Source organism: Cupriavidus oxalaticus, from assembly GCF_038900635.1.
Classification (GTDB): domain Bacteria; phylum Pseudomonadota; class Gammaproteobacteria; order Burkholderiales; family Burkholderiaceae; genus Cupriavidus; species Cupriavidus oxalaticus_B.
Map to the genome: position 1 here is coordinate 544,094 of NZ_JAYMRX010000001.1, position 26,214 is coordinate 570,307.

Below are 26,214 nucleotides of genomic sequence, written 5' to 3' on the forward strand. Positions count from 1 at the left end.
GGCTTCCTGCCGCCGGGCATCCACCCAATGCCCGGCCGCAAGGCAAAGACATCAACGGGAAGTCCCTAAACCCGGTCCGACAACCTGCCAGCCAATGCCACCAGCGCCGGCGCCAGCGTCTGGTGGAAAACCTCTTCCTCCACCGTGCCATAGGAAGCACTGCAACTCAACATATGCAGATCCTTCTCCCCGACGGGCCGAAACGCCACCGCGCAGGCATGAATCGCCGGATGCCAATCCCGGAATGACGACGCATAGCCCCGCTGCTGCGCATCAGCCAAGGCAACCCGCGTTGCGCCTTCCTGCTGCTTCCATTGCTCCGGAAACGCCTGGCTGAATTCGGCCAGTACCCGATCCCGCCGCGCTGCCGGCAGAGCTGCCAGATACGCCCGCCCCATCGAACTGGACACCAGCGACAGCCGCGACCCCACCCCCAGGCCCAGCATCACTCCAGCGTCATTGCGGATCGATTCGAGGTAAATCACCTCCATCCGCTCACGCTTGCCAAGCGATACCGACACGCCATACGACTGCGCGAACGCCAGCATATGCGGCCGCGCCAGCGTCACCACGTCAGACGCCGACAGGTACGCATATCCCAGCGCCAGCACCCCGGCATCGAGCGCGTACTTGCCCAGGCTGTCGTCATAGCGCAGGTAACCCAGCTGCACCAGCGTGCCGGCCAGCCGGCTGACCGTGGCCTTGGGAAACCCGGTGCGGCGCACGAAATCCTGGTTGCCAAGCATCGCTTCGCCGGTACGAAAACAGCGCAGCAGCTCCAGACCGCGCGCCAGCGCGGTGACGAAATTCGGATCGCTCTCACGTACCGGGGCGTCCGGCGTCGGTGCGTCGTTCGAAAGTGACGGACTGTTCAAGATGTGCTCCTCTCAGGTCGGCGGTTGTCCGCTCATCGCACAAGGCATGGTTGGCTCGGGGTTTTGCCTGTTGCACGGCAGACCCATTGCGATATACTAATTCAACGGAACACAGTTCCGCAATGCGGAACCAAAAAATCCTCCGCACGATCCACCGAACCCGAGACTCCGGAAGCACCCGCGCAAGTCGCCCCGCTTCCGCCGCGCCACCGAAGGAGACCTGCATGGCTGCCAACGCCGAATTCCACTGGGCCGATCCCCTGCTGCTCGACCAGCAACTGACCGCCGACGAACGCGCCGTGCGTGACGCCTCCGCGGCGTACTGCCAGGACAAGCTGATGCCGCGCGTGCTGCAGTCGTTCCGCAACGAGAAGACCGACGTCGAGATCTTCCGCGAGATGGGCGAACTGGGCCTGCTCGGCCCCACCATCCCCGAGCAATACGGCGGTCCCGGCCTGAACTACGTCAGCTACGGCCTGATCGCCCGTGAAGTCGAGCGCGTCGATTCTGGCTACCGCTCGATGATGAGCGTGCAGTCGTCGCTGGTGATGGTGCCGATCTATGAATTCGGCACCGAAGCGCAGAAGCAGAAATACCTGCCCAAGCTGGCCACCGGCGAATGGATCGGCTGCTTCGGCCTGACCGAGCCGAACCATGGCTCCGACCCGGGCTCGATGGTGACCCGCGCGAAGAAGGTCGACGGCGGCTACGAGCTGACCGGTGCCAAGATGTGGATCACCAACTCGCCCATCGCCGACGTGTTCGTGGTGTGGGCCAAGCTGGCGGGCGAAGACGGCAAGGAAGACATCCGCGGCTTCATCCTGGAAAAGGGCTGGAAGGGCCTGAGCGCTCCGGCTATCCACGGCAAGGTCGGCCTGCGTACCTCGATCACCGGCGAAATCGTGCTCGATCAGGTCTTCGTGCCGGAAGAGAACATCATGCCGGGCGTGAAGGGCCTGAAGGGTCCGTTCACCTGCCTGAACTCGGCCCGCTACGGCATCGCCTGGGGCGCGCTCGGTGCCGCCGAGTTCTGCTGGCACACCGCCCGCCAGTACACGCTGGACCGCAAGCAGTTCGGCCGCCCCCTGGCCCAGACCCAGCTGGTGCAGAAGAAGCTGGCCGACATGCAGACCGAGATCACGCTGGGCCTGCAAGGCTGCCTGCGCCTGGGCCGCATGAAGGACGAAGGCACCGCCGCGGTGGAAATCACCTCGATCATGAAGCGCAACTCGTGCGGCAAGTCGCTCGACATTGCCCGCGTGGCGCGCGACATGCTGGGCGGCAACGGCATCTCGGACGAGTTCGGCGTCATCCGCCACGTGGTGAACCTGGAAGTGGTCAACACCTACGAAGGCACGCACGACATCCACGCGCTGATCCTCGGCCGCGCCCAGACCGGCCTCCAGGCCTTCTTCTGAAGCATCCGTAACCGGGCACTTACGGACAGGAACTCCTGAAATGAAAAAAGCCCGGCTGCGGAGCCGGGCCAAGCACACTAGCAAGGAGACGACGAGGCTGCCCCCGTCGATAAAACACCTGTTCCGGACGCCGGCCCCGCAATATGTGGGGCCGCGTTCATTGGAGCGTCACGCCTTGTCGGGTTGCGGCGTCAGCCGCAGGTATGGCCGCACGGCCGTGTAGCCCTTCGGGAATTTCTCGCGGATCACGGCCTCGTCCTTCAGCGAGGGCACGATCACCACGTCATCGCCATGCTGCCAGTTGCCGGGCGTGGCCACGCTATGGCTGTCGGTCAGCTGCAACGAATCGATGACGCGCAGGATTTCGTTGAAGTTGCGCCCCGTGCTGGCCGGGTAGGTGATGGTCAGGCGCACCTTCTTCCTCGGATCGATGATGAACAGTGAACGCACCGTCAGGGTCTCGCTGGCGTTCGGATGGATCATGTCGTACAGCTGCGAGACCTTGCGGTCGCCGTCGGCCAGGATCGGGAAATTGACCGTGGTCGACTGGGTCTCGTTGATGTCGCGGATCCAGCCGTGGTGCGATTCCACGCCATCGACCGACAGCGCGATCGCCTTGACGCCACGGCGTGCGAACTCTTCCTTCAGCTTTGCGGTCAGGCCCAGTTCGGTGGTGCACACCGGCGTGTAGTCGGCCGGGTGCGAGAACAGCACGCCCCAGCTGTCGCCGAGCCACTCGTGGAAGCGGATGCGGCCTTCGCTCGAATCCTGCTCGAAGTCCGGGGCGATATCGCCGAGACGCAATGCCATGTTCAGATCTCCTGATTTCGAAGTGGAACCAGCGTATCCCGATTGATATCCAACCCAAACGAATATAAAGTCACTACAAAATCACTCGTAGTCATATAGACATTTTCTGACAGTCTTTTCGCGCGCTTTCGGGCATGCTGGCAATGGCCTCGCCGATACTGGCGATGAGGCGCGTGGCCTTGAAACCACCGTCGCCCGCCACATATGCTAAGTATCAGACAGACAATGCCGTTAGCCTCGGAGCGTAGAAAATGTCAGAATCCGCACAAACCGAACCAACCGCCCGCAAACAGGAGAAACTGATGAGCGATGTCAAGACCGTACTGTCCGACGCCGAGGAGCTGCTGAAGCAAGCCGCTTCGACCACCGGCGAAAAAGCCGCCGAACTGCGCGAGCGCGGCATGGGTCTGCTCAAGCAAGCCAAGGAAAAAGCCCAGGACCTGCAGGATGCGGTCGTGACCAAGAGCAAGGCGGCAGCTCGCGCCACCGACGACTACGTGCACGACCATCCGTGGCGCGCCGTGGGCGTGGCGGCCGGCGTGGGCCTGCTGATCGGTCTGCTGCTGAACCGCAAGTAAGCGGCTGTAGTCCGGTGCGGCCCGAGGTGCCGCACCAAAGCGGCAACCCGCGCGAGGCACGGGTTGCCAGAGGCCCGGGGGCCCGCACAGCGGCGCCCGGCCCCGTCCGCAGAAAGGCACGCTCGGCCATGCCGGCGTGCCGCTTTCACGCCGGAGCCGCCGAGCGAATCCATGAGCGAATCCACCCCCTCTCCCAAACTGCTGGAATCCGTACGCAACCTCCTCAACTCGCTGGTTGCCATGGTCCAGACTCGCCTGGAGCTTGCCAGCGTCGAATTCGCCGAGGAACGCACGCGCCTGATGAAGGTGGCCCTGCTGGCCTGCTTCGGGCTGGTGTTCTTCGGCATCGCGCTGGTCACCTTCACCGCGCTCGTCGCCATCCTGTTCTGGAACAGCTACGGCTGGCAGGCACTGGGCGTGCTGGTGGTCGTCTACCTGCTGCTATGCGCCGGCTGCCTGGCGTACGCGCGCAACCTGGTGCGCAACGCCCCGCCGATGTTCGAGGCCACGCTCGCCGAAATCGACAAAGACCGGGAGATCCTGCGCCGATGACCACCCTGGAACCCGACGAAGGCGCAAACGAGCGCAACCGCCGCGAGCACGCGCGGCCCGTCCGCTTCACGCAGGAAGTCCGTTTGCCGCTGGAGGTGCGCAAGGAACTGCTGCTCACACGCGCGGCGCTGGAACGCCACGACTGCCTGCAGGCGCTGCACCAGGTACGCGGCGGCGCACGCCGGCTGGGCAGCTTTGCCAGCTGGCTGCCGCGCATCGCACGGCCCGGCTCGCTGATGAAAGTGGCGGGCATCACCAAGGACTACCCGCTGCTGAGCACCGCCGTCACGCTGGCGCTGCCGCTGCTCCGGCGCACGCCGGTGCTGCGCTGGACCTGGAAGCTGTCCAAGGTTGGCCTGGCGGCCGGCGCGGCGTACTGGGTCTACAACACCTGGCGCGACGCCAGGCGGCAGGCGATCCCTCCTGCCACCGCACCCGCCCCCGCACCTGCCACCGTGCCGGACACCACAGGCACGGCTACGCCAGGCGCGCCTCCCGTCGACACCGGCTTCCGCGACCCGCTCGTTCGCTGAACCTCGCGTTTGACCTCAGGCCGTCCGCGCCGCCGCGGACGGCACCATTGCGGCCAGTCCGGTCGGGGCGAACGGCTCTGGCAGGCCGATATGGAAACCCTGCACCAGGTCTACGCCGAGCTCGCGCAGCCGCTCCAGCATGGCCTCGCTCTCGACGAATTCGGCGATGGTTTTCATGCCCATCGCCTGGCCAATGCGCTGTATCACCTCCACCATCACCAGGTTGACCGGATCGGCCAGCATCTCGCGCACGAAGCTGCCGTCGATCTTCAGGTACGCCGCCGGCAAGTGCTTCAGGTAGGTGAACGACGACATGCCCGCGCCGAAATCATCCAGCGCGAAACTGCAGCCGAGCTGCTGCAGTTGCTGGATGAATGATCCCGCCTGCGCGAGGTTGGCGATCGCCGCCGTTTCCGTGATCTCGAAGCAGATGCCGTCCAGCGCGATGCCGGCGCACTGCGCCTGCTCGCGCACGAACTCGGGGAAGTGGATATCCGCCAGCGACGAGCCCGACAGGTTGATGGCGCAGGTGGCGATCTCCCCCTGGCGGCCCGCCAGCGCGCGGAAGGCGGTCTCGACCACCCAGCGGTCGATCATCGGCATCAGGTTGTAGCGCTCGCACGCCGGCACGAACGCCATCGGCGGCACCAGCCGGCCGCGCTCATCGAGCATGCGCAGCAGCAGTTCGATATGGCGCCCCGGGGCCCGCGCCGCAGCGTCCGGCCGCGCCGGCACGATCTGCTGCGCATACAGGCAGAAGCGCCCCGCCGCCAGCGCGGCGTGCACGCGGCTGACCCATTCCATCTCGCCATGCCGTGCCTGCACCACGTTGTCCCTGGGATGGTAGACCTGCACGCGGTTGCGCCCGCCCTCCTTGGCCACATAGCAGGCCGCGTCCGCCGCGCTGAGCGCTTCGGCGACGCTGCCGGTCTGGGCATCCAGCAAGATCAGGCCGATGCTCACGCCCAGCGCGAAGGTGCGCTGCCGGTACGCGAAGCGGAAGCAGGCAATGGCGTGCCGCAGCGCCTCCGCCACGCGCTCGCCGTCGCTGGTAGCGCAATGCTCGAGCAGTACGCCGAACTCGTCGCCGCCAAGGCGCGCCAGCGTATCGCTGCGGCGCAGCTGGCTGCGCATGACCTCGGCCATCTGCCGGATCAGTTCGTCGCCGGCGGCATGGCCGCAGGTGTCATTGACCACCTTGAACTGGTCGAGGTCCAGGTACATCAGCGTATGGGAGACGCCTTGCGCATGCGCCCGCGTGATCGCGGCGTCGACGCGGCGCTCGAACTCGGCTCGGTTGACCAGCCCGGTCAGGCTGTCGTGGCTGGCCTCGTACGCCAGCCGCGCGGCATGCGCGCGTTCCTGGCTGATATCGTGCAGCACCACCACCACGCCGATCGATTGCGCGGCACGATCGCGGATCAGCGCCACCGAGGGCTTGACCGCAAGCGCCTGGCCGGAATGCCCCGATGCGGCGCGCTGCACCAGTTGTGCCGACTGGCTGCGCCAACGCTGCCTGAGCGCGAGCGTGACGATGTCGGGCAGCGGCGCCAGGCTGTCCTCGTCGCGCAGCATGCACACCTTGCCCAGCGGCTGCCCGAGGGCGTCGGCCTCGCGCCAGCCGGTCAGCGCCTCGGCAGCGGGATTGAGCGACTGCACGCGGCCCCACACGTCGGTGGTCACCACCGCGTCGCCGATTGCCTGCAGGGTGACCTGGGCACGCTCCTTTTCTGCAAACAGCTGGGCCTCGTAGCGCTTGTTGTCCGAGATATCCGTCAGCGAGCCCGCCATGCGCGATCGCCGCCGCGCGGCGGCGCGAACCAGCCGGCCGCGTGCGCGCACCCACAGGTAGTCGCCGTCGCGCTTGCGCAGCCGGAACTCGGTGTCATACGGCTCGCCGCTGCGCAGGTGCCGCGCCAGCTTGGATTCGAAGGCCTCGACGTCCGACGGATGCAGCAGGCCGAGCACGGTCTCCCGCGCATGCGGCAGCTCGCTGGCGCCGTAGCCCAGCATCTGGGAGCATCGCGCGGAAAAATACAGCTCGCCGCTGCCGAGATGCCAGTCCCACAGGCCGTCGTTGCTGCCCTCAACCGCCAGTTGCAGCTGCTCCTCGCGCTGGGACAGTACCTCGCGCAGCCGCCGCTCGCGCTGCAGCGGGCCGTGCGAGAGCAGGATCGCCGACATCAGCAGCAAGGTCGCCGCCACCGCGCTGCCGTTGGTCAGCAGCCGCGTCACCCGGCGCGACGCCTGCCCAAGGTGGTCCGAAAACGCACGTTCCAGCGGGGTCAGCCGCGCATCGATCTGCGCGATCCGGCGCAGCACGGGCGCCACGCAATCGTCGTCGCAACCAGGCAGGTCGACCAGCCCGCGCAGTGCCAGCGCCTGCTCGTGCAACGCGGCGATCTCTTCGTCGCCGGCGGCCCACACGCGGATCGCGGCATCGACCTCGTGGATATGGCGGAAGTTTCGGTAAAGCCGGACCATCCGCGGGATGTCGTCCGGGTGGTTGCCGCCTGCGAGCAGTCCTTCGCGCACGCGTTCCAGGTCCGGCTCGTCACGGTCGAGTTCCAGCCGGGCGCGATGGTCGCCCAGCGGAATCGCAATGGCGGCCAGATAGGCGGTGAAATCCGCAGGATTGCGGTCTTCGCCGTAGCGCAGCAAATGCAGCACCGCATTCTTCTGGCCGTTGGACCACTGGCTCTCGCCCGCGACAAACGCGCGCGCGGCCGACAACAGGTCAAGGCTGGCGATGCTGAACAATGCCAGCGCTACCACTACCGGAACGAACGGCCAGATGATGCGCAGCACGTGGCCGCTGGCCGGTAACGATTCACCCGCTTGCCGCATATGGAATCCTGCCGGGTGCTGGCCCGGCTCAATTCATTCTGTGTCTCCCGCCGCGCCCGCCATGGCAGGTCCGCCGCTCATTGTCGTGTGGACAAGACAGCAAGTCTCTAACTCGATCTGGTTAAACCAATGGTGTCGCGGGTTTTTGCGCTGGAGTCTGCACGCCGACCGGGTGCGCGGCATGGCGTGTGGTCTGCGCAACGCGGTCAATGCGTTGCGGTGCCAGATGGGGACCGCATCCCCGGAGGATGCGTTTTGCGATCTGAAAACGACGAAGGCCTGCGCATTGCGCAGGCCTTCGTGTACTTCGAATGCTGGTGGGTCGTGCGTGACTCGAACACGCGACCAACGGATTAAAAGTCCGCTGCTCTACCGACTGAGCTAACGACCCGAAAAAACAGAACCGCGATTATAGTGACATAGTTTCCAGACTGTCAAGCATTCGCGATTCACACCATGCGTTCTAGCCGCCACATCTGGTAGCGGAACGCCAGCACCGCACCCAGAAGGATGCCGGCCAGCGCGATAAAGGAACCGATTGCCAGCGTCGACACCCCCGACAGCCCCTGCCCCACCGTACAGCCCAGCGCGGTCACGCCGCCCGCCCCCATCAGGATACCTCCGACCATATGGTTGGCCACATCCTCGGCATTGCCGAAGCCTTCCCAGCGGAACGTGCGCGTGGCCAGCGCATAGACCGCCGCGCCGGCGATCACGCCGAACACGCTGACGATGCCGATGGTCAGCACCTTGCTCTTGTCGCTGAACAGCATCAGCCAGTCGAGCGTATAGGCGTAAGGCGCGACGAAGCTCAGGCTTTCCATGCGTCCCGAGTTGGTCGACACGAACAGTTCTTCAAGCGTATTCGGATCCTCGGCGACGTAGCCCAGCTGGCCGGACACGTACCACATCGCCACGATGATCAGGCCGACGCCGATGCCACCGAGCAGGTTGTCGAACGAGCGGAAGCCGCGCCCCGCCAGCGCCCACACCACCAGCAAGCCGCCCAGCAGCAGCCCGAGCCCAAGCTGCAGCGCGCCGCGCGCCGCGCCGGTGCCTTGCGCCAGCACCGACGGCAGGTCCTGCGTGGTCGGCAGCGTGACCGCCACCGCGTCGACGGTATTGACGCGCACCACGCCAAACAGGCCGCGCAGCGTCATGTACGCCGACAGCCCCAGGAACACGAACACCACCAGCGATTTCAGGTTGCCCGCGCCGATGCGCACCAGCGTCTTGCTGCCACAGCCCGATGCCAGCACCATGCCGAAGCCGAACATCAGCCCGCCCGCCAGCGCCGACAGCCAGCCCAGCTTGCTGGCGGTGTAGATGGTCTTGGTCGGATCGATCACGCCGGTCCAGGCCAGCACACCGGTGCCGATCATGGCCACGCCGATCGCCAGGCCCCACATGCGCGCGCGGGTCCAGTCTCCCATGTTGACCACATCGGAGACCGCGCCCATGGTGCAGAAGTGCGTGCGCTGCAGCACCGCGCCGAACAGGAAGGTCAGGACGAACGTGCTCAGCAGCACGGTGCGCGAGAGCGCGGCAAGGTCGATTTCAGGCATGTCGTTGATGGGGGACGGCTTCTGGCGGCGTTCGGTTCGAAATGTTCAGGCGGCGCCCTGGTATCGGGTCGGGTCGGGCACGCCGGCGGCCTCGAAGCCGGCGCGGCGGATGCGGCACGAGTCGCACACGCCGCAGGCGCGGCCGTCGTCGTCGGCCTGGTAGCACGACACCGTCAGGCTGTAGTCGACGCCCAGGCCTATGCCGGCGCGGATGATCTCGGCCTTGGTCATGTCGATGATGGGCGCGTGCACGCGGAAGCGGTCGCCCTCGACCCCCGCCTTGGTGGCGAGGTTGGCCAGGGTTTCGTAGGCGGCGACGTACTCGGGCCGGCAATCGGGGTAGCCGGAGTAGTCCACCGCATTGGCGCCGAAGAACAGGTCGCGCCCGCCCACGGCCTCGGCCCATCCGAGCGCCAGCGACAGCATGATGGTGTTGCGCGCCGGCACATAGGTGACGGGAATGCCGCCGGTGGCGCCGTCGGTCGGCACTTCCAGCGTGTCGTCGGTCAGCGCCGAACCGCCGAAGCGGCGCAGGTCGAGGTCGACGATCTCGTGGCGGGTAGCGCCCAGCGCCGCGGCCACGCGCTTCGCGGCCTCCAGTTCGGAAGAATGGCGCTGGCCGTAGCGCATCGACAGCGCATAGGTCTCGAAACCCTGGGCGCGGGCCATGGCAAGTACGGTGGCGGAGTCGAGTCCGCCGGAAAGCAGGACGATGGCGCGTTTGGTCATGGTGCGGAGGCGCACCGGGGGCGGCGCGCAAGAACATTCAGGCGAATGACATATTCTAGCGCGACAAACGAAAAAGGCCCGCCGAAGCGAGCCTTGCAGCAGCGGGCGGCGCGCCGCCGCCGACGCTTACTTCAGCGTCTTCAGCCGGTTGCTCGCCGCCTGCGCGCCTTCGGTGCCGGGATACTTGGCCACCACCTGCTCCAGCGTCTTGCGCGCGGCCGCCTTCTGGCCGGACTCGAGCTGGTTGTTGGCAATGGCGATCATCGCGTCCGGCACCTTGGGGTGCGTCGGATTGGCGTTGACCATGTTCTGCAGCACGAAGGTGGACCCCTTGTAGTCGCGCTGCGCATACAGCGAGTTGCCGAGCCAGTACTGCGCCAGCGGCAGGTACGGGCTCTGCGGGTACTTCTTGACGAACGACGAGAATGAACTCCCGGCGCTCTTGAAGTCGCCCGCCTGGAACTGCTTGAGCGCAGCATCGTATTCGGGCTTTTCGCCCGGCTGCGACACGCCTTCGCGGCCCTCGACCGTGACCTGTTGCGGCTCGAATTTCTTCAGGCGCGCATCGAGGTCGGCGTAGTAGTCCTTCTGCTGCTTCTGCAGCGTGTCCACCGTGTTCTGCAGCACTTCGTTCTGGCCGCGCAGCCGCGCCACTTCCTGGCGCATGCCCTCGAGCTGGTTCTGCATGTCGAGCGTGGTACGGCTGTTCTGCTCGATGCGCTGCGTGGCGGTCGCCTGGAAACCGTTGAACTGGTCGCGCAGGCCGATGACCGCCTTGCGGGCCTCGTCATCGTCGAACACACCGGCCTGCGCCTGCGCGAGCGGGAGCATGCCGCCGCCGGCGACGGCAGCAAGCCACAACAGGGTGGAAACGCGTGCTTTCATGGAGGGTCAGTCCGCAGATCAGTAGTTGATGTCCGCGCGGCGGTTTTCCGCCCACGAGGCTTCATCGTGGCCCGTGGCCTTGGGCTTTTCCTTGCCCAGGCTCACGGCTTCCATCTGGCCGTCGGGCACGCCCATCGAGCCCAGCGAACGGCGCACGGCCTCGGCGCGCTTCTGGCCCAGCGCCAGGTTGTACTCGCTGGTGCCACGCTCGTCGGTGTTGCCCTGGATCAGAATCTTGCGGCCCTTGTTGCCGCCCAGGTACTTGGCGTGCTCGGTCAGCATGCCCTGGTAGTCGGACTTGACCGTGTAGCTGTCGAAGTCGAAGTACACGCTGCGCTTGGCCAGCGGGCTGTTCGGGTCGTTCAGCGGATCGGCGGCGGTCACCGGCGTGACGGCGCGCGGGTCCGCACCCGTGCCGGCCTTGCCGGCGTTGGCGGTGTCGTCCAGCTTGACGCCGGAGCTGCAGGCACCCAGGGCCAGCAGTGCGGCGACGGCAAGGGTTTTGCTCATCAGTTGGGGCATAGTGAATGACTCCTGTTATTGCATGAAAGGACCCCAGGACGGCTCGCGAACATCGCCGGACTGGAGGGACAGAACCTGCCGGGTACGCCCGTCAGTGGACACCGCCGCCAGCACCGCGCGGCCGCCCACGCGGGTGGCATAGAGAATGTACTTGCCGTTGGCGGCGAAGCTCGGGGCCTCGTCGTTGGCCGTATCCGTCAGCGACGTCACGTCGCCGTTGCTCAGGTCCTGCAGTTGCAGCTTGAAGCCGCCCGCGCGGGTGATGTACGCCAGGTACTTGCCGTCCGGCGAGACCCGCGGGCTGACGTTGTAGCTGCCCTTGAAGGTGACACGTTGGGCCCCGCCGGCTTCTTCGCCGCCCGCGGGCATGCGATAGACCTGCGGCGCACCGCCGCGGTCGCTGGTGAAATAGATGCTGCGGCCATCGGGCGAGTACTGCGGCTCGGTATCGATGGCGCTGCTACGCGACAGGCGGCGGATGCCCGAGCCGTCGGCGTTCACCTGGTAGACCTGGGTATTGCCATCGCGCGACAACGCCAGCGCCAGGTGCTGGCCGTCAGGCGACCACGACGGCGCGCTGTTGTTGCCCTTCTGGTTCGACACCAGCGTGCGCTTGCCGCTGGCCAGGTCGTGCACGTACACCACCGGCTTCTTGGCTTCGAACGAGACATAGGCCACGCGGCGGCCGTCCGGCGACCATGACGGCGAGATGATCGGCTCGTTGCTGGTCAGCGCCACCTGCGAGTTCTGGCCATCCGAGTCTGAGATCAGCAGCTGGTATTTGCCGCCCACCTTGGACACATATGACAGGCGCGTGGCAAACACGCCGCGCTCGCCCAGCAGCTTTTCATAGATGTAGTCGGCGATCTTGTGCGCGGTCACGCGCAGCTGGCCCTGGTTGACGGTGAAGGCCAGCCCGCCCAGGCTCTGGCCCTTGACCGTGTCGTACAGGCGGAAACGCACCTCGTACTGGCCACCGCCGGCCGGGGTCACGCTGCCGGCGACGAAGGCGTCGGCGCCGCGCGACTTCCAGCTGCCCAGGTCGACATTGGCGGATTCCGCCACCGTGGCGCCGCCCGGGTCGACATTGCGCAGGCGGCCGCTGCGCGCCAGGTCGGCGCGGATGATCGCGGTCAGGTTTTGCGGGGCCTGGGCCTCGCCCTGGAAGTTGGCGGTGGCAACCGGGATCTGGCTGGAGCCGACCCCGGAGATCTCAACGTTGAGCTGCGCGTGCGCGGCGCCGGCGGCCACGGTCAGTGCCGCGGCCAGCCACGCCATCAGCGCGCGGCGTCCCGCCCGGCGGGCGGCTCGTTGGTTTGCATGTTGCCGCCTCTCGGACAGCCAGTTGGGGGCCCAAATCTTTCGCATGCTGCTCCTCAGTCGATTTCAAGATTCGTCGGGCACGGCAGGAATCAGGCAGACGGCAACACGGGCAGGACCGCGCATGGCGCATCCCCGTCGTGCGTGCGGTCTGCACACTGCCGGCTGCGTCAGGCAACCTGCCATCGTAGCGATGGGACTGAAGGCCGGCGATGAAGGTTGCATTATGTTGCAAATCATGGCGTGCCGGTCACTCAGTCCTTTGGCCGGAAGGTGATGGTAAAGCTGGCCGGCGCCTTGCCGTCCTCGTCGCGCGGCAGCGGATCGGAACGTTCGACCGCGCGCAGCACGGCATTGTCCCACGACGAATTGCCGCTGGACTTGGACAGCCGCGCCGACATCAGCGAGCCATCCGGCGCCAGTCGCACCGATACCACCGCGTTCGGGTTGCCCGGCACGTCTTCCGTGAACACGATGTTCGGCTTCACCCGGCGGCGCACGCGGTCCGCATAGCCGGGCGACGCCTTGCCGCCACCCCCGGCGCCCGCGCCGGTCGTGCTGCCCACGCCACCACCGCCGGCGCCGCCGCCGGCCAGCGCCTGCAGGCGCGCCAGCTCGCCCTTGCGCTGTGCATTGGCAGCCGCCTCCGACTGCGCCTTGGCCTTGGCATCGGACTGTGCCTTGGCCTTCGCCTCGGCTTGGGCCTTCGCCTTGGCGTCGGCCTGGGCCTTGGCCTTGGCGTCTGCGGCTTCCTTGCGCTCGCGCTCGGCCTGTTCCTTGCGGTCCTGCTCCTGCTGCGCGGCTTTTTTCTTCGCGTCTTCCTTGCGCTGCGCTTCCTTGCGTTCGGCTTCCTTGCGTTCGGCTTCCTTGCGGTCAGCCTCTTTACGCTCGGCTTCCTTGCGAGCCTCTTCCTTCCGTGCCTCGTCCTTGCGCGCGGCCTCCTTGCGGGCCGTTTCCTTGCGCTCGGCTTCCTCGCGCGCGGCAGCCTCGGCCTGGCGCTTTTTCTTCTCGAGCGCGATGTCGGCGTCTTCCTCGACCTTGCTCTTCACCTGCGGCGCCGGCGGCGCGGGCACCGGGCGCGGCTGCACCACCGGCTCGGGCTCAGGCTCGCGCGGAGGCGGTGGCGGCGCGGTGGCGGCGGGAATCTCTTCCCACAACTCGGCCTCGGCGCCGACCGGCGTGCTGCTCTGCCAGTGCACGCCGTAATACAGCACAATGCCCAGCAGCAGGTGCATGACGAGCGCGAGCGTGAAGGAACGCATGGTTCCCCGCTCTTTCACCGGCTGGTAGGGATAGGCGGCGACGGTATTCATCGGGCGCAACGGCAATCGCAATGGCTGTCAGTCGGGCGCATCAATGCGGCTTCAATACGGTTCAACGCGTCAGGAAGTCTTGGACTTGACCATCAGGCCCACGCGCTTGATGCCGTCGGCCTTCAGCACCGACATGACATCGAGCACGGCTTCGTACTTCACCGAACGGTCGGCGGCGATCACCACCGGCTGGTCCGGGTTCTCGTTCTGGCGCTGGTGCACGAAATCGAGCAGGCCCTGCTTGTCGAGCTTGCGCTCGAAGGCATTGCCGGCGTTGTCCTTGCCGCGCGCGGTCAGGTCGCCGTTCTCGTGCACGGTGACAACGATCGGCGGCGCCTTTTGCTGCGGCGTGGCGTTGGCCACGGTGGGCAGGTCCACGGTGGCGGGGCTCACGATCGGCGCTGCCACCATGAAGATGACCAGCAGCACGAGCATGACGTCGATATAAGGCACGACGTTGATGTCGGCGCTTGCCCGGCGGCGCGAACCGCCGCGGCGCTGAATGGCTGCCATTGCAGGACTCCTGGAAAGGACAAGCCCGGGCTGGTCACCCTGACTCCCTGTCGTGAATTCGGTTAGCGGGCCTGCCGTTGCAGGATGTTCAGGAACTCTTCCATGAAGCTCTCGAAACGGATCGCCAGGCGGTCGATTTCGGTGGCATAGCGGTTATAGGCGATCACCGCCGGGATCGCCGCGAACAGGCCGATCGCGGTGGCCACCAGCGCTTCGGCAATGCCGGGAGCCACCGATGCCAGCGTGGCCTGCTGCACATTCGACAAGCCGCGGAACGCGTTCATGATCCCCCACACCGTGCCGAACAGGCCGATATACGGGCTGACCGAGCCCACCGAGGCCAGGAACGGCAGGTGCGACTCGAGCACGTCCATCTCGCGCTGGTAGGCGGCGCGCATGGCGCGTCGGGCCGCGTCGAGCAGCGCGCCGGAATCGTTGCCGCGCTCGCGCGCCTTCAGGAACTCGCCCATGCCGGATTCGAAGATCCGCTCGAGCGCACCGGTGTTGTGGCGGTTGTTGACGGCGCTGTTATATAGCGCCTGCAGGTCGCCGCCGGCCCAGAAGTCGCGCTCGAACCCCTCGGTCTGGGTGCGCGCCGAGCGCAGCGCCAGGTGCTTGCGGAAGATATAGGTCCACGAAAACAGCGACATGACGAGCAGCAGCGCCATGACGGCCTGTGCCAGCAGGCTGGCGTGGAGCACCAGCGTTACGATCGACATGTCTTGCGTGACGGTCACGGGATTCATCGGGCGGACTTGATGGTAGCTAGGACGGGGGCGGGAATTGGAGCGGGACGGAAAGTGCTTCGATCGACACATCCGACGCGAATGGCGCCGGATGCAAGCATCAACTCGTCACGCCAGGCTTCCTGCGTGAACTGGACCGAGGCCGGGCCGACCCGGTCGATGCGCGTGCGAATCTCGAGCTGGTCGTCGAGGCGGGCGGGCGCATTGTAGTCCACCGCCGTGCTACGGACGATAAAGACCACGCCGGCTTCGTCGGCCAGCGCCTGCTGCTCGATACCGAGCGAACGCAGCCACTCGGTGCGGGCCCGTTCGAAGAACTTGAGGTAGTTGGCGTAGAACACTACGCCGCCCGCATCGGTGTCTTCCCAGTACACCCGCAGGGTCCAGACAAAGTTTGTCATGGCCGCGATTGTAACGGAGAGCGAACGCGGTTTCGTGTAAACCCGCAGTACGAGTTTGCAACAGCAAGTTGCTGGCCAGCCCTTGACCAGCCTTGGCTGGCGGGTTGACGGCTTGCGGCGGGCGCACTCTACGCGCTACACTGCGCGCAACCATTCCATCTTGCGCGACTGGCGAAGTCAGTGGGCACTACCACGAGGAAGCGCAAGTTCTCTGGCGTGTTGTATCACACGCCTGCCGCTCGCCTGGGCAGCGAATGGGAAGCAGGGTGCGCCCTGCGCCGACGGCTGCAAAGTGCCGCCAGCGCCGGTCGCCGCTAGCCTTCCCCGCGCGCCCTAACCGATGCTCCCGATGCTTGAATCGGATTCCCTTTTTTCAGACGAGTCTCGCCATGTTCGAACGCAGCCGTTTCACGATCGACCAGATCGACCCTGAGGTCTTTGCCGCCATCCAGAAGGAAAACCAGCGCCAGGAAGACCACATCGAGCTGATCGCCTCCGAAAACTACACCTCGCCGGCCGTGATGGCCGCGCAGGGTTCGCAACTGACCAACAAGTACGCCGAGGGCTATCCCGGCAAGCGCTACTACGGTGGCTGCGAGTTTGTCGACATGGTCGAGCAGCTGGCCATCGACCGCGTCAAGCAGCTGTTCGGCGCCGAGGCCGCCAACGTGCAGCCCAACTCGGGCTCGCAGGCCAACCAGGGCGTGTACTTCGCCGTGCTCAAGCCGGGCGACACCATCATGGGCATGAGCCTGGCCGAAGGCGGCCACCTGACCCACGGCATGGCGCTGAACATGAGCGGCAAGTGGTTCAACGTGGTCAGCTACGGCCTGAACGCGCAGGAAGACATCGACTACGACGCGCTGGAAAAGCTCGCGCAAGAGAAGAAGCCCAAGCTGATCATCGCCGGCGCCTCCGCCTTCGCGCTGCGCATCGACTTCGAGCGCATCGGCCGCGTCGCCAAGTCGATCGGTGCCTACTTCATGGTCGACATGGCCCACTACGCCGGCCTGATCGCGGCGGGCGTCTACCCGAACCCGGTGCCGCACGCCGACTTCGTCACCACGACCACGCACAAGAGCCTGCGCGGCCCGCGCGGCGGCGTGATCCTGATGAAGGCCGAGCATGAGAAGGCCATCAACTCGGCGATCTTCCCCGGCATCCAGGGTGGCCCGCTGATGCACGTGATCGCCGGCAAGGCGGTGGCGTTCAAGGAAGCGCTGACTCCCGAGTTCAAGGAATACCAGCAGCAAGTGGTGAAGAACGCCGCCGTGCTGGCCGAGACCCTGATCGCGCGCGGCCTGCGCATCGTGTCGGGCCGCACCGAAAGCCACGTGATGCTGGTCGACCTGCGCGCCAAGCACATCACCGGCAAGGACGCCGAGCGCATCCTGGGCGAGGCGCACATCACCGTCAACAAGAACGCCATCCCGAACGATCCGGAAAAGCCGTTCGTGACCTCGGGCATCCGCCTGGGCTCGCCGGCCATGACCACGCGCGGCTTCAAGGAAGAAGAAGCCCGCATCGTCGGCAACCTGATCGCCGACGTGCTGGAGAACCCGCACGACGCCGCCAACATCGCCAGCGTGCGCGAGCAGGTGGCTGCCCTGACCAAGCGCTTCCCGGTCTACGGCTGATGCTTCCGGGCCACCCGCGAGGGTGGCCGGCAGCCCCGCGAGCCGCGCCCTGCCACGTCACGCAGGCGGTCCGGCTTGCGGGCCTCGCCAACCCGCCCCGCCTGTGCAGATCATTGATGCGGAACAGGCGACGGAATTCAACTGAAGGTGGTCCGGCATGAAATGCCCCTTTTGCGGTCATTCCAATACCCAGGTGCTCGACACGCGCATGTCGGAAGACGGCGATGCCGTGCGCCGGCGCCGGCGCTGCGAGTCCTGCGACCGCCGCTTCACCACCTATGAGCGGATCGAGCTTTTCTTTCCCGCCATCGTCAAGAAAAACGGTTCGCGCGTCGACTACGCGCGCGCCAAGCTGAAGGACTCGATGCGCCTGGCGCTGCGCAAGCGCCCGGTTTCGGCCGAAGCCATCGATGAAGCCATCACCCGCATCGAGGAAAGACTGCTGTCGCTGGGCGAGAAGGAAATCCCCAGCAGCCAGGTCGGCGAGCTGGTGATGCGCGAGTTGCGCAAGCTCGACAAGATCGCGTATATCCGGTTTGCGTCGGTGTACCGGAGTTTCGAGGATGTTTCCGAATTCTCCGATGTGCTCGCCGAAGTGACCGCGGGCAACAGCAAGCGCTGAGCGCCCTTCCCCACCGTCAACGTTCCCAGCAGTCCTGTAAATACGCAGCGGGATTCGTCCCGACCGCGTTCAGCCGCGTGCCGGCCTGGTCCAGCAGGTAGGTACCACAGGCATCCGCCGCATCGACCGGCACGGCCCGCAGCACATAGCCGTTCGCCGTCAGCGAATTGGCCACCAGCGAGAGGTTGTAGCGCACCCGGTTGCTGTCGCGCGGCGAGGTGCGGAAGGCCGCCGGCAAGGCGAACGCCGCCCCGGCGCTGTCCTGGTCGTAGCGCCCATTGACAGAGCGGAAGCGCTCCAGCTGCTGCGCCGCCTCGGTCATCATGCCGCGCGCATCGGTACGGTAGCCGCGCCGCACGTGCTCGGTGTAGTTGGGGATGGCGATGGCGGCGAGGATGCCGAGGATCGATACCGCGACCATCAGCTCGATCAGCGTCATGCCACCCATGCCCGGCATGACGCGGCGGCTATGGAACCCGTTCATTGTGAAATCTGCCTCCACGACAGCCGGTTGCGGGCGATATTGCCCTTTTCGACCACGCTGATGACATCGCCCGTGGTGGCGCTGGCGACCTTGAGGTGGTCGCTGCTGCCGCCTCCCCCGGTAAAGATGGTCGAGCCGAAGTTGCCCTGCTGCGCGATGCCCGATATCACCAGCACCTTGTCGTTGACCTTCATGTTGTCGTCGCTATCGACCTTGCCATCGCCGTTGACGTCGAGCACCGGGTACGGCAGCGCGGCGCCGGTCAACGCGGCAAAGTCGAGCAGGTTGGAACTGATGCCGCCGACGCACTCGTCGGTCGATGGCGTCAGCGTGGTGACGACCAGCCGTTCCGCGTCTGTCTTCGGCTTGACCACCACGCGCTCGCCCTGCGTCAGCAGGTCGATGTACCAGCCGCGCCGTGTGGTGTAGTCGACCGTATTGCTGCTGAGCGTCAGGGCGGGACGCGACACCCCATCCACGAGCGTCGAGCCCAGGGTCAGCGTCTGCGCGCGCAGGTCGCTGCGCGTGGCCGCGGCGGTATTGTTGTCCCACACGCCGTAGACCGAGTTGTAGCCGGTGGCCGCGGTATCGGCGGCATCATAGAAGCGGCCGGTGCCGAAGGTCAGCAGGAAGCCTTTCTTCGGATCCTTCGGATTGACCAGCGCGGTCGGTGCGGCAGTAATCGGCTGAACCACGCCCGCGGCGCTTTGCGCAGTGAACAGCGGTGCGCCCTGCGTGGTGCCCATGCGGGCGCTCCACGCCGCCGGGTTGTCGCCGGCGAGATCGAATTTCCACAACCGGCCTTTCAGGTCGCCGGCATAGACCGCCTGGATGGTCAGGTTATCGTCGTAGACCACTTCGGGGCTGCCCAGTCCGTTGTTGTTGCCGCTGGCAGCGGTCTCCTTCGCATCGGCATAGATCTTCTGGATGCCGTTGCTGGCAAAGGGGTTGGCCAGGTCGACGATATACAGCACCGCCTTGCCCGTGCTGCTCTCGTAGCCGTTGCCGAAGATCGCCACCCATTTGCCGTTGTTGACGCGGCCAATCACCGGCGTGCCGATGGTGTAGCCCATGTCATTGTCGTTGTCGGCGGCGATCTCCCACATGACCTTCTTTTCGTCGAAGGCCGACGGGTCGGTCACGTCGAGCGCAAACATGGCCTTTCCGCCGGCGCCCATGCCCCCGACCAGCACCGTGCGCCAGCTGGCCGTGCTTTCGGTGCCGCGCCGGATGAATACGTCGCCCGCGCCTGGCGTGGCATCGACAAGAAAGCGGTGGACGTAGTCGGGCGAGGCCAGCGCCTTGACCGAATTGGTGCCGACGATAGCCTGGTTGGGCAGGTAGGCAAACTTCTCCACGCCGGTCAGCGCGTCGAAACCGTGCAGCATGCCGTCGTTGGCGCCCACATAGATCATCGCGCGGCGGTTGGTGCGGTTGTTGGCGAGGAAGGTGAAATAGCTGCTGCCGCCGTCTCCGTTCAGGTAGTCATAGCCGGCATCCGCGGCCCTCACGTAGATCGGCGAGGAATTGACGATGTCACCCAGCAGGTTGGACACCGAACCGCCGGCGCCGTTGTCGGTCACACGGTCGCGGTACTTGCCGCCATTGCGCTTTTCCAGGGTGGTGTCGCCGCGCAGGTAGGCGACGATGGCCTTGTCGCCGCCCAGCGCGGTCTTCTGCGCGGCGGTCAGCGAGGCGTCGCTGTCGCTGGTCCACTGGAACGGCTTGCCGGCCGGGGCGGTACCCGCCGACCACGTATAGATCTTGCGCGACGCCGCGGCGGGCATCTGCTGGTAGGCATTCCAGTTGAGAGCGGTAAAGGCGCGGTCCGTGGCGTTATAGCTCTGCGACAGCAGTTCGCCGGTCCATGCACCCGAGCGGAAGCGCGTCAGGAACAGCGCGGTGTCGGTGTTCAGCGTGGTCGAATTGGTCGCCGCCGACGAGGACGAGCCGCTGCGCGAGGCAATCTGCGTCAGCGCGTTGTTCAGCGCCGCGGCAAGCCCGGCGGCATCGCCCGCGCTGTAGTTGTCGGCGCGCGTGTTGACCGCGGCATGCCAGAGGTCGTCGATCTTGTTCTGGTCGCTGCCGGACGGCTTGGGCCAGCTGATGGTGCCCGCCTTCAGCTTGGCCAGGATGGCGTCGAGCACGTCGCTGCGCGTCGCATTGGCGTTGGCCGGCTTGTTGGCCGGGTCGGACTCCAGAGAACCCTTCACGCCCAGCCCCAGCGTAAAGGTGACCAGATGCTGCCAGAAGGCTTCGTCGCGCGCGTTGGTGGGGACGCGGTTTTCAGCGGTGCGCAGGTCATTGACCCAGTACTTCATCGCGACATCGGCAAGGGTATTGGAATAGCCATCCTTGTACGGCGCGGCCGGCTGGTACTGGTAGGCCGTTCCCGAAACCGGCGAGATCTTCGAGCCCTTGGTGCTGTCGACATCGCCAACCGAGGTGCTGTCGCTGTAATAGCCGTCGGTGGACAGGATGTGGTAACTGGCGCGGCAGGCGCTCTCCCTGGTGCCGCCCGGCTCGACCCACGGCTGGGCGTTGTTCTGGAAATACTTGCCCACGGTGTCCATGCCGCCCAGCAGCGGCGTGCCATTGGCACCGAGGTCCAGGCTGTAGAAGTCCTGGTAAAACTGCGTCTTGCTGGTCGCATTGAACGGCGCAACGGCGCGGCGGATGCCGGCGAAGCTGGACGAGCCCGCGCTCGTACCGTCGTTGATGCTGGTAAAGCCTACGCGGATGGCTTCGTTCTGACCGGCGAAGGCCTGTCCGACCGCCGCGCGCATGGCCAGGATGCGCGAGCGGTAATACTGGAACCAGTTGGCGAAGTTCTGGATTTCTTCGTCATAGGTGCAGCTGGCCGATGACGCGCAGTCCGTGCGCTTGCCGTTATGCGGAAATGTCGAACCGGACCGGATCTCATAGCGCTTGAAGCATTTCAGGCTCGACGTGCTGGCGTTGCAGCCGCTGAGCGTGCTGTCGTACCGATAGTAGAGGGCCGGATAGAACGTTACCCTTTTTTCGCTGAAGCCCTTGCCATCGTCGTCCAGCCAGTACGCCTTGACGGTGTTGTCGGCGGTCAGGTCGATCGAGCCGTTGTTTGGCAGCATCGGGTTGTAGTAAGCCTGCTTTGGCGACGCCTTGGCCAGCTTGCCGGTCGGATCGAACCATACGCCATAGGTAACGTCCGGGTTGTAGTACGACACATTCAGCGCCGCGGTCCGGTAGCGTGCCGCCGCCAGCGAGGTGCTGCTGAAATTGACGACCGATGCGCTGGTGTCCTTGTAGTAGGTGCTGTCGGTCGAATAGACCCGGCCGCCCGAGGGCAACGGGAACGCATAGATCAGCCAGTTGCCGCGGTCTGGCGTCAGGTCCCAGCTGGATTCGGTGCCGTTCGGCGACAGGCTTTCCGGCGTGATCTCGAACATCATCGAGCCGGAATCGTCCAGCGTGAACATCACGTTGGGCGCCACCGAGGTGCTGAAGATCAGCGGCTGCTGCGACACCGCCGCGCCGCCGGCGGCCGGCAACAGCGCGATCGCGACAGCCATCGTCGCTGCGACGCCCTGGCGGAACCTCCTGTTGAAGCCTGTCATTGCCGTACCTCCGACTGGAGCGTGACCTGCGTGCCGGGATTGATGCCGGTGCCCAGCGCCGTCACCCGGTAATGGATATTGATCGGCATGCCGGTCTGCGGATTCCGGACCTTGGACGGCTTGCGGATCTCTTCGATAAAGCAGCGCGGCGCCGCGGCGGCTTCGCGCAGCGTGACACCGTCGCTGGCGGGAATGACGATCACGCTGGTGTTGGGCTCGGCGTTCACGCTGGTATCCCAGTTGGACGGCACCTCCCAGAACTGGCGGCCGTCTGCATCGAGATAGCCCAGCTTGAGCTGGCCGCTGCTGTCGACCGGCGGCCTGGCTGCGCTGACGATCGCGCTCATGTCCTTGCGGTACATGCGGTTGAACAGCGCGGCCGGCTGCCCCGTGACCACCACCCCCTCGCAAAAGCGCAGCCCCAGCTCCGCCGCCTGGAACGCGACCTGATGGTCGCGGTTGTTGCCCGCGAGGCGTTCGTCGAACAGGCTGCCGCGCATGCTCCATATGGTCAGCAACGACACCACCGCGATGATCACCAGCGCGACCACCAGCACCACGCCGCGCGCGCGGCGCCTGCGCAGCGGCGGCCTGCCCCCTTGTCTGTCCATGCGCTGGCTCATCATCCCACCCGGTTGCGCAGCGCAAAGCTGCTGGTAAAGCGCCGGCGCAGGCGGCCGTCGGCAATGTTCTGCACGTTGTCGGCACAGTCGCGGTAAGTCGTGGCGACATCCGCGTTGACCGGGCTGGGATCCGCCACCAGCAGGCATACGCGAACGCTGACCACGCGGCTCCAGTCGGCCGCCGCCAGCGCGCTGGCCGGCTGGTATTGCGTGACGTTGGCGGAGTCGGCGTCCTGCGCCACGCCGTAGCTCAGCTGCAGGTCCTGGACGTTCTCGAGGATCGGCTCGGCACGCGACGCGGCCATGGTGGCGCCATCCGAGCCGCGGCACATCAGCGTGTTGCCGGTCACGTAGAAGGCGTTTTCGGCGATGCCGCGTGCCACCGGGACTGCGCGCCCGTTGCAGTCGGTGACGCTGGCCAGCGAGCCGTCGATGCGCTGGTAGCGCACCGTGATCGCATCGGCGTTAGCGGTCGCGGGTGCCACGCAAGCGCCCGTGCCGACATCGGCGAGTCCGCCTTCGCAACCAAGCACGGGCGCGCCATCGAACGTGACCGGGCGCGCGCTCAGCAGCGACAGGTCGACACGGCCAAGCCCGGCCAGCCGCAGCTGGTCGCCGATGACCGACAGGGCCCAGCGCGCGCCGTCATCGGCGCTGCGCAAGCCTTCCTGCGTGCGCGTGCTGCGCTGCGTGGTCAGATACAACGCGGTGATCGCCCCCAGCAGCAGCAGGCTGAGCACCAGGGCAATCATGATTTCCACCAGCGAGCGTCCGCGGCTCGCGATGCGGCGCCGGATCAGGGCCGGAGCGTGACGGTCGCGCATGTGACTCCCCTGGTGTCAAACCCGGCCAGCGAGGCGAAATAGGCGTTGGCCGCAGCGGAGCAATCCACGGCGCCAACGTTCGATGCTGGATCCTTCCAGTACAGCTCCAGCCGGTAGCTGACAAAGCCGGCCGGCACCGTACCGGCCGGTGCCGCGACCGCCGGCGAAGTCCATGCCGCGACGCCCGCGCCGGGCAGTTGCGCCGACAGCGCGCGCCACCATTGCGAGACGTCCCAGGCGGCATACTCCGCCCCATCGCACGTGACCCGGCTGCAGTCCTTCGCAGGCGCGGCGGGAGGCTGCACCGCCAGGGCATCCAGGTAAGCGTTGGTGCCTTCGGGCACGCCTTCGGCCAGCCCGGACGCATTGGCGCGGATGCGCTCGGACAGGTCCGTGGCGGCGTCGACGATGGTATAACGCACGCTGGCCCCGGAGCGGTAGCGCAGCGACGCCGCCTGCAGCGACATCATGCCGATCAGCACGATCGCGACCAGCACCATCGTGATCAGCACCTCGATCAGGGTTGCGCCGCGCTGGCACACTGCGGTCCGGCTGCTCAGCTGCATGCTGCCGTCCTCTGGTCGACGCGCCCGGCATGCGACACGCAGATATTCAGCACGCGTTCATCCGATCCGGACGGTGCCACCCGCAAGGCGAGCGCGCCGTCGGCCGCCAGGAAGCCGCGCGCACTGACCTGGATCGCCTGCACCGGCGCCACCAGCAGCACCGACAAGCCGCCATTGCCGGCATCGCGCATGCGGATGATCTCTTCGCCGGCCGCACGGACCTGGTCGTTGTTGGTGTCCTGGAACAGGATCCAGCGGCCGCCCCAGTCCGCCTGCGCGTCCTGCGCGCAGACGGTGCTGGTCGCCGTGGTCGCCCGGCAGATCGTCACCGGCACGTTGCGGCGAATCGCTTCGCTGCGCGCCAGCGAGAACAGGCCAGCCACCTCGGCCGCCGCCGCATCGGCGCGCGCGCGCTCGAGGAAGCGCTGGAACGATGGAATGGCGATCGAAGTCGTGATCGCGATCAGCGCGATCACTACCATCAGTTCAATCAGCGTAAAGCCGGACGAAGGCCGCGGGCGCGCCACGTGTGGAGCGCGCACGCCATCGATGCCCGCGCGATACACGCGGGCAAACGGCGAGCGCCTTCCACACCCGGCTGCGCGGGTGCGAATGGGACTGCCCATGTCAGCGCAACCGGCTGACTGGCAAGCCTTGCTGCCAAGCTCGTGGAACGACCCTGCTCATGATGACCCCCGGAAAATTCCGTTCTGGCGACGGGTGCCTCTCTGCGGAAGCACGCCGTTGCCACACCCGACTGCGTTCTTTTGATTTTGTCAGCCTGCCGTGGCGGCGGGCCTGAGCCGGAAGACTGTGGATCAAGTTCCGGCCGAAGCGATACCCCGGCCATAGTGGGGAATTCAATATGAGGTGTCAATAGCACTTGGCAAGGAGATGATTCTCATTTGTCGCTGGCGGACAACGCAGTGATGGATGGCCGGCGACCGGTTCATCGCGGTCTTACCAAATTTTGCGCATTCATATCGGGCGTCTACAAACCGCATCGCGGCGGCGGGATACGGTGGAGGTCCCGAAACGCCCTGACGCCGCGCGCCATGCACCATCCCTTCGCCCTGTCCAGCCGCCTGCTTCGTCGGCTTTCTCGTTGCTTGCCTCGTTGCTTTCCCCTGCGTGGCACCGTTCGCGGCTACATCCTGTTCGAATCGCTCTGCGGACTGGCGCTCTTCACCGCCGGCCTGGCTTCGCTCGTGATCCTGGGGCCGACGGGACTCGGCTGGCAGCGAGCGCTGGACCAGGCCAGCCATGACACGCGCAGCACGGCAGAGTTGGCCGAACTGGCGCCATGGCCAGCCGGATTACCGCTGAACCGCGTCGGCGCGGGGCTGCCATGAGAACGCTTCCGATGCGCCGCAATGGCCTGGGCTTTTCGCTGACCGAAGCCATGGTCGGCCTGGCGCTCGGGCTGATCGTCGCCGCCGTCGCCACGGCGGCTTGGCAAGTGGCACTGTCGGCCTACCGCAGCGCGGCGGAGCGCGTACTGCTGGAAGAGCGCGGCCAACGCGCGCTCGCCATCCTGACTGCGCTGCTGCGCCAGGCTGGCTGGCATGCCGGCGCGCTCGACGCGTCAGCACCGCCCGCCGTCAGCGGCGCCGATGACTGCGGGCAGCCAGCCATCGCCGAAGTGCCGACGTGCACCCGCCACGGCGTCGCTCACAGCGACGTCCTGCTGGTGCGGTTCAGCGGCCAGGGGCAACCCGGCGATCCGAGCCAGCCTGACGAGACGATGATCGATTGCAGCGGGTATCCGCTGGCGGCACGGATGGCGGGGGCCAGCAGCGCTTCGGATTTTGTCGCGGCAAACATGCTCTATATAGCCACCGCCACGGACGGTGAGCCGCAACTGCTGTGCCGCTACCCGTCCCGCCGCAATGGCCAGGTCGACGGACAGGGCTGGACTTCGGGGGCACTGATCCGCGGCGTCGCATCGATGCAACTGCGCTTCGGGGTGGACCTGGACGGCGACCGTCAGCCCGATGCGTTCCTGCCTGCCGCACAGGTCCAGGCCATGGGAGCGCACGTGTGGCATCGCGTGCTGGCGGTGCAGATCGCGCTTGCGATGCAGGGCGAGCAGCGCGGCGTTCCCCGTGACGCTGCCGTGACGGCGCGCGCCGACGATGCGCTGGCCGACCTGCAGGCAGCACCGGTCGACACGCACCGCGCCAACCGGCGCGTGTTCGCCACGACGGTCCGCCTGCGCAACGCCCCGCGCTGCGAGGAGACGCTATGCTGAGGCC

26 protein-coding genes, 1 tRNA gene and 1 riboswitch are annotated in these 26,214 nt (G+C 66.4%); of the genes, 8 read left to right on the forward strand and 19 right to left on the reverse strand.

The genetic code is table 11. The features are described 5' to 3' along the window. Positions 1 to 65: 65 nt before the first annotated feature. On the reverse strand, positions 66 to 875 hold the full coding sequence (locus VSR71_RS02535; RefSeq protein ID WP_342912359.1) for an IclR family transcriptional regulator: 810 nt from the start codon (positions 873 to 875) through the stop codon (positions 66 to 68). A gap of 224 nt (positions 876 to 1,099) precedes the next feature. Between VSR71_RS02535 and VSR71_RS02540 the strand changes: the two genes are divergently transcribed. Continuing rightward, entirely contained in the window at positions 1,100 to 2,293 is a 1,194-nt protein-coding gene (locus tag VSR71_RS02540; RefSeq protein WP_209759731.1) for an acyl-CoA dehydrogenase, read from the forward strand. Between the two features lie 168 nt (positions 2,294 to 2,461). On the opposite strand, the gene VSR71_RS02545 is transcribed toward VSR71_RS02540, so the two are convergent. Then, on the reverse strand, positions 2,462 to 3,103 hold the full coding sequence (locus VSR71_RS02545; protein ID WP_342912360.1) for a peroxiredoxin: 642 nt from the start codon (positions 3,101 to 3,103) through the stop codon (positions 2,462 to 2,464). A 251-nt stretch (positions 3,104 to 3,354) separates the two neighbouring features. On the opposite strand from VSR71_RS02545, the gene VSR71_RS02550 reads away from it, so the two are divergent. The 3 genes from VSR71_RS02550 to VSR71_RS02560 all read left to right on the forward strand — a co-directional run bounded on the left by VSR71_RS02550 (position 3,355) and on the right by VSR71_RS02560 (position 4,766). Further along, positions 3,355 to 3,681 (forward strand): DUF883 family protein, encoded by a 327-nt coding sequence (locus tag VSR71_RS02550; RefSeq protein WP_010813729.1) that lies wholly within the window; start codon positions 3,355 to 3,357, stop codon positions 3,679 to 3,681. A 171-nt stretch (positions 3,682 to 3,852) separates the two neighbouring features. After that, on the forward strand, positions 3,853 to 4,233 hold the full coding sequence (locus VSR71_RS02555) for a phage holin family protein (RefSeq protein ID WP_209759728.1): 381 nt from the start codon (positions 3,853 to 3,855) through the stop codon (positions 4,231 to 4,233). Continuing rightward, on the forward strand, positions 4,230 to 4,766 hold the full coding sequence (locus VSR71_RS02560) for a DUF3318 domain-containing protein (protein WP_342912361.1): 537 nt from the start codon (positions 4,230 to 4,232) through the stop codon (positions 4,764 to 4,766). The genes VSR71_RS02555 and VSR71_RS02560 overlap by 4 nt, the downstream gene beginning before the upstream one ends. A gap of 15 nt (positions 4,767 to 4,781) precedes the next feature. Here VSR71_RS02560 and VSR71_RS02565 read toward each other — a convergent pair whose 3' ends face one another. The 11 genes from VSR71_RS02565 to ybgC form a co-directional block, all read right to left on the reverse strand. Next, positions 4,782 to 7,613 (reverse strand): EAL domain-containing protein, encoded by a 2,832-nt coding sequence (locus tag VSR71_RS02565; protein ID WP_342912362.1) that lies wholly within the window; start codon positions 7,611 to 7,613, stop codon positions 4,782 to 4,784. 315 nt (positions 7,614 to 7,928) lie between these two features. Further along, a tRNA-Lys gene (locus tag VSR71_RS02570) sits at positions 7,929 to 8,004 on the reverse strand. Between the two features lie 58 nt (positions 8,005 to 8,062). Then, entirely contained in the window at positions 8,063 to 9,178 is a 1,116-nt protein-coding gene (locus tag VSR71_RS02575) for a YeeE/YedE family protein (protein WP_342912363.1), read from the reverse strand. A gap of 45 nt (positions 9,179 to 9,223) precedes the next feature. Further along, positions 9,224 to 9,907 carry a 7-cyano-7-deazaguanine synthase QueC gene (gene queC, locus VSR71_RS02580; protein WP_342912364.1) on the reverse strand — a complete coding sequence of 228 codons (684 nt, stop codon included), beginning with the start codon at positions 9,905 to 9,907 and terminating at the stop codon, positions 9,224 to 9,226. Between the two features lie 126 nt (positions 9,908 to 10,033). Continuing rightward, positions 10,034 to 10,792, reverse strand: a complete 759-nt coding sequence (gene ybgF, locus VSR71_RS02585) for a tol-pal system protein YbgF (protein WP_342912365.1) — start codon at positions 10,790 to 10,792, stop codon at positions 10,034 to 10,036. Between the two features lie 18 nt (positions 10,793 to 10,810). Continuing rightward, a complete protein-coding gene (gene pal, locus VSR71_RS02590; protein WP_342912366.1) occupies positions 10,811 to 11,314 on the reverse strand; it encodes a peptidoglycan-associated lipoprotein Pal in 504 nt (167 codons plus the stop codon). A gap of 15 nt (positions 11,315 to 11,329) precedes the next feature. After that, the gene (tolB, locus tag VSR71_RS02595; protein WP_342912367.1) at positions 11,330 to 12,682 is read right to left on the reverse strand and encodes a Tol-Pal system beta propeller repeat protein TolB; all 1,353 of its coding nucleotides are present in this window, start codon (positions 12,680 to 12,682) and stop codon (positions 11,330 to 11,332) included. Between the two features lie 206 nt (positions 12,683 to 12,888). Then, positions 12,889 to 13,947, reverse strand: a complete 1,059-nt coding sequence (gene tolA / locus VSR71_RS02600; protein WP_342912368.1) for a cell envelope integrity protein TolA — start codon at positions 13,945 to 13,947, stop codon at positions 12,889 to 12,891. Positions 13,948 to 14,016: 69 nt separating this feature from the next. Beyond that, entirely contained in the window at positions 14,017 to 14,460 is a 444-nt protein-coding gene (gene tolR / locus VSR71_RS02605; RefSeq protein WP_029045462.1) for a protein TolR, read from the reverse strand. Positions 14,461 to 14,522: 62 nt separating this feature from the next. Beyond that, positions 14,523 to 15,206, reverse strand: coding sequence for a protein TolQ (gene tolQ / locus VSR71_RS02610; RefSeq protein ID WP_195427295.1), 684 nt, complete (start codon positions 15,204 to 15,206; stop codon positions 14,523 to 14,525). Beyond that, positions 15,203 to 15,607 (reverse strand): tol-pal system-associated acyl-CoA thioesterase, encoded by a 405-nt coding sequence (gene ybgC / locus VSR71_RS02615; protein WP_029045460.1) that lies wholly within the window; start codon positions 15,605 to 15,607, stop codon positions 15,203 to 15,205. Before ybgC ends, tolQ begins: the two co-directional genes overlap by 4 nt. A gap of 154 nt (positions 15,608 to 15,761) precedes the next feature. Beyond that, positions 15,762 to 15,863: riboswitch (ZMP/ZTP riboswitch) on the forward strand. Positions 15,864 to 15,996: 133 nt separating this feature from the next. On the opposite strand from ybgC, the gene glyA reads away from it, so the two are divergent. Both glyA and nrdR read left to right on the forward strand, forming a co-directional pair. Further along, positions 15,997 to 17,244: a serine hydroxymethyltransferase gene (gene glyA, locus VSR71_RS02620; protein WP_342912369.1), complete on the forward strand. Its 1,248-nt coding sequence runs from the start codon at positions 15,997 to 15,999 to the stop codon at positions 17,242 to 17,244. Positions 17,245 to 17,401: 157 nt separating this feature from the next. Then, on the forward strand, positions 17,402 to 17,866 hold the full coding sequence (gene nrdR / locus VSR71_RS02625) for a transcriptional regulator NrdR (protein WP_133092423.1): 465 nt from the start codon (positions 17,402 to 17,404) through the stop codon (positions 17,864 to 17,866). A gap of 16 nt (positions 17,867 to 17,882) precedes the next feature. On the opposite strand, the gene VSR71_RS02630 is transcribed toward nrdR, so the two are convergent. Genes VSR71_RS02630 through VSR71_RS02655 form a run of 6 tightly spaced genes read right to left on the reverse strand, consistent with a single transcriptional unit; the run spans position 17,883 to position 24,585 of the window. Further along, positions 17,883 to 18,350 (reverse strand): type IV pilin protein, encoded by a 468-nt coding sequence (locus VSR71_RS02630; RefSeq protein WP_342912370.1) that lies wholly within the window; start codon positions 18,348 to 18,350, stop codon positions 17,883 to 17,885. Beyond that, positions 18,347 to 21,901, reverse strand: a complete 3,555-nt coding sequence (locus tag VSR71_RS02635; protein WP_342912371.1) for a pilus assembly protein — start codon at positions 21,899 to 21,901, stop codon at positions 18,347 to 18,349. The genes VSR71_RS02630 and VSR71_RS02635 overlap by 4 nt, the downstream gene beginning before the upstream one ends. Before the next feature lie 41 nt (positions 21,902 to 21,942). Beyond that, positions 21,943 to 22,557 carry a pilus assembly protein gene (locus VSR71_RS02640; protein ID WP_342912372.1) on the reverse strand — a complete coding sequence of 205 codons (615 nt, stop codon included), beginning with the start codon at positions 22,555 to 22,557 and terminating at the stop codon, positions 21,943 to 21,945. An 11-nt stretch (positions 22,558 to 22,568) separates the two neighbouring features. Continuing rightward, complete coding sequence (locus tag VSR71_RS02645; RefSeq protein ID WP_342912373.1) at positions 22,569 to 23,393, reverse strand: PilW family protein; 825 nt, start codon at positions 23,391 to 23,393, stop codon at positions 22,569 to 22,571. Continuing rightward, positions 23,366 to 23,959 carry a type IV pilus modification protein PilV gene (gene pilV / locus VSR71_RS02650; RefSeq protein WP_342912374.1) on the reverse strand — a complete coding sequence of 198 codons (594 nt, stop codon included), beginning with the start codon at positions 23,957 to 23,959 and terminating at the stop codon, positions 23,366 to 23,368. Before pilV ends, VSR71_RS02645 begins: the two co-directional genes overlap by 28 nt. Then, positions 23,950 to 24,585 (reverse strand): GspH/FimT family pseudopilin, encoded by a 636-nt coding sequence (locus VSR71_RS02655; protein ID WP_342912375.1) that lies wholly within the window; start codon positions 24,583 to 24,585, stop codon positions 23,950 to 23,952. The genes pilV and VSR71_RS02655 overlap by 10 nt, the downstream gene beginning before the upstream one ends. Positions 24,586 to 25,014: 429 nt before the next feature. Between VSR71_RS02655 and VSR71_RS02660 the strand changes: the two genes are divergently transcribed. Together VSR71_RS02660 and VSR71_RS02665 are read left to right on the forward strand one after the other, a co-directional pair. Next, positions 25,015 to 25,311, forward strand: a complete 297-nt coding sequence (locus VSR71_RS02660; protein WP_342912376.1) for a hypothetical protein — start codon at positions 25,015 to 25,017, stop codon at positions 25,309 to 25,311. Next, positions 25,308 to 26,210, forward strand: a complete 903-nt coding sequence (locus tag VSR71_RS02665) for a PilW family protein (RefSeq protein WP_342912377.1) — start codon at positions 25,308 to 25,310, stop codon at positions 26,208 to 26,210. Before VSR71_RS02660 ends, VSR71_RS02665 begins: the two co-directional genes overlap by 4 nt. Positions 26,211 to 26,214 lie beyond the last annotated feature (4 nt).

Excerpts from the sequence above, each read along its gene's own strand:
- VSR71_RS02540 (WP_209759731.1), top strand. The coding sequence starts at position 1,100 with ATGGCTGCCAACGCCGAATTCCACTGGGCCGATCCCCTGCTGCTCGAC.
- VSR71_RS02545 (WP_342912360.1), bottom strand. The coding sequence starts at position 3,103 with ATGGCATTGCGTCTCGGCGATATCGCCCCGGACTTCGAGCAGGATTCG.
- VSR71_RS02550 (WP_010813729.1), top strand. The coding sequence starts at position 3,355 with ATGTCAGAATCCGCACAAACCGAACCAACCGCCCGCAAACAGGAGAAA.
- VSR71_RS02555 (WP_209759728.1), top strand. The coding sequence starts at position 3,853 with ATGAGCGAATCCACCCCCTCTCCCAAACTGCTGGAATCCGTACGCAAC.
- VSR71_RS02560 (WP_342912361.1), top strand. The coding sequence starts at position 4,230 with ATGACCACCCTGGAACCCGACGAAGGCGCAAACGAGCGCAACCGCCGC.
- VSR71_RS02565 (WP_342912362.1), bottom strand. The coding sequence starts at position 7,613 with ATGCGGCAAGCGGGTGAATCGTTACCGGCCAGCGGCCACGTGCTGCGC.
- VSR71_RS02575 (WP_342912363.1), bottom strand. The coding sequence starts at position 9,178 with ATGCCTGAAATCGACCTTGCCGCGCTCTCGCGCACCGTGCTGCTGAGC.
- queC (WP_342912364.1), bottom strand. The coding sequence starts at position 9,907 with ATGACCAAACGCGCCATCGTCCTGCTTTCCGGCGGACTCGACTCCGCC.
- ybgF (WP_342912365.1), bottom strand. The coding sequence starts at position 10,792 with ATGAAAGCACGCGTTTCCACCCTGTTGTGGCTTGCTGCCGTCGCCGGC.
- pal (WP_342912366.1), bottom strand. The coding sequence starts at position 11,314 with ATGCCCCAACTGATGAGCAAAACCCTTGCCGTCGCCGCACTGCTGGCC.
- tolB (WP_342912367.1), bottom strand. The coding sequence starts at position 12,682 with ATGCGAAAGATTTGGGCCCCCAACTGGCTGTCCGAGAGGCGGCAACAT.
- tolA (WP_342912368.1), bottom strand. The coding sequence starts at position 13,947 with ATGAATACCGTCGCCGCCTATCCCTACCAGCCGGTGAAAGAGCGGGGA.
- tolR (WP_029045462.1), bottom strand. The coding sequence starts at position 14,460 with ATGGCAGCCATTCAGCGCCGCGGCGGTTCGCGCCGCCGGGCAAGCGCC.
- tolQ (WP_195427295.1), bottom strand. The coding sequence starts at position 15,206 with ATGAATCCCGTGACCGTCACGCAAGACATGTCGATCGTAACGCTGGTG.
- ybgC (WP_029045460.1), bottom strand. The coding sequence starts at position 15,607 with ATGACAAACTTTGTCTGGACCCTGCGGGTGTACTGGGAAGACACCGAT.
- glyA (WP_342912369.1), top strand. The coding sequence starts at position 15,997 with ATGTTCGAACGCAGCCGTTTCACGATCGACCAGATCGACCCTGAGGTC.
- nrdR (WP_133092423.1), top strand. The coding sequence starts at position 17,402 with ATGAAATGCCCCTTTTGCGGTCATTCCAATACCCAGGTGCTCGACACG.
- VSR71_RS02630 (WP_342912370.1), bottom strand. The coding sequence starts at position 18,350 with ATGAACGGGTTCCATAGCCGCCGCGTCATGCCGGGCATGGGTGGCATG.
- VSR71_RS02635 (WP_342912371.1), bottom strand. The coding sequence starts at position 21,901 with ATGGCTGTCGCGATCGCGCTGTTGCCGGCCGCCGGCGGCGCGGCGGTG.
- VSR71_RS02640 (WP_342912372.1), bottom strand. The coding sequence starts at position 22,557 with ATGGACAGACAAGGGGGCAGGCCGCCGCTGCGCAGGCGCCGCGCGCGC.
- VSR71_RS02645 (WP_342912373.1), bottom strand. The coding sequence starts at position 23,393 with ATGCGCGACCGTCACGCTCCGGCCCTGATCCGGCGCCGCATCGCGAGC.
- pilV (WP_342912374.1), bottom strand. The coding sequence starts at position 23,959 with ATGCAGCTGAGCAGCCGGACCGCAGTGTGCCAGCGCGGCGCAACCCTG.
- VSR71_RS02655 (WP_342912375.1), bottom strand. The coding sequence starts at position 24,585 with ATGGGCAGTCCCATTCGCACCCGCGCAGCCGGGTGTGGAAGGCGCTCG.
- VSR71_RS02660 (WP_342912376.1), top strand. The coding sequence starts at position 25,015 with ATGCACCATCCCTTCGCCCTGTCCAGCCGCCTGCTTCGTCGGCTTTCT.
- VSR71_RS02665 (WP_342912377.1), top strand. The coding sequence starts at position 25,308 with ATGAGAACGCTTCCGATGCGCCGCAATGGCCTGGGCTTTTCGCTGACC.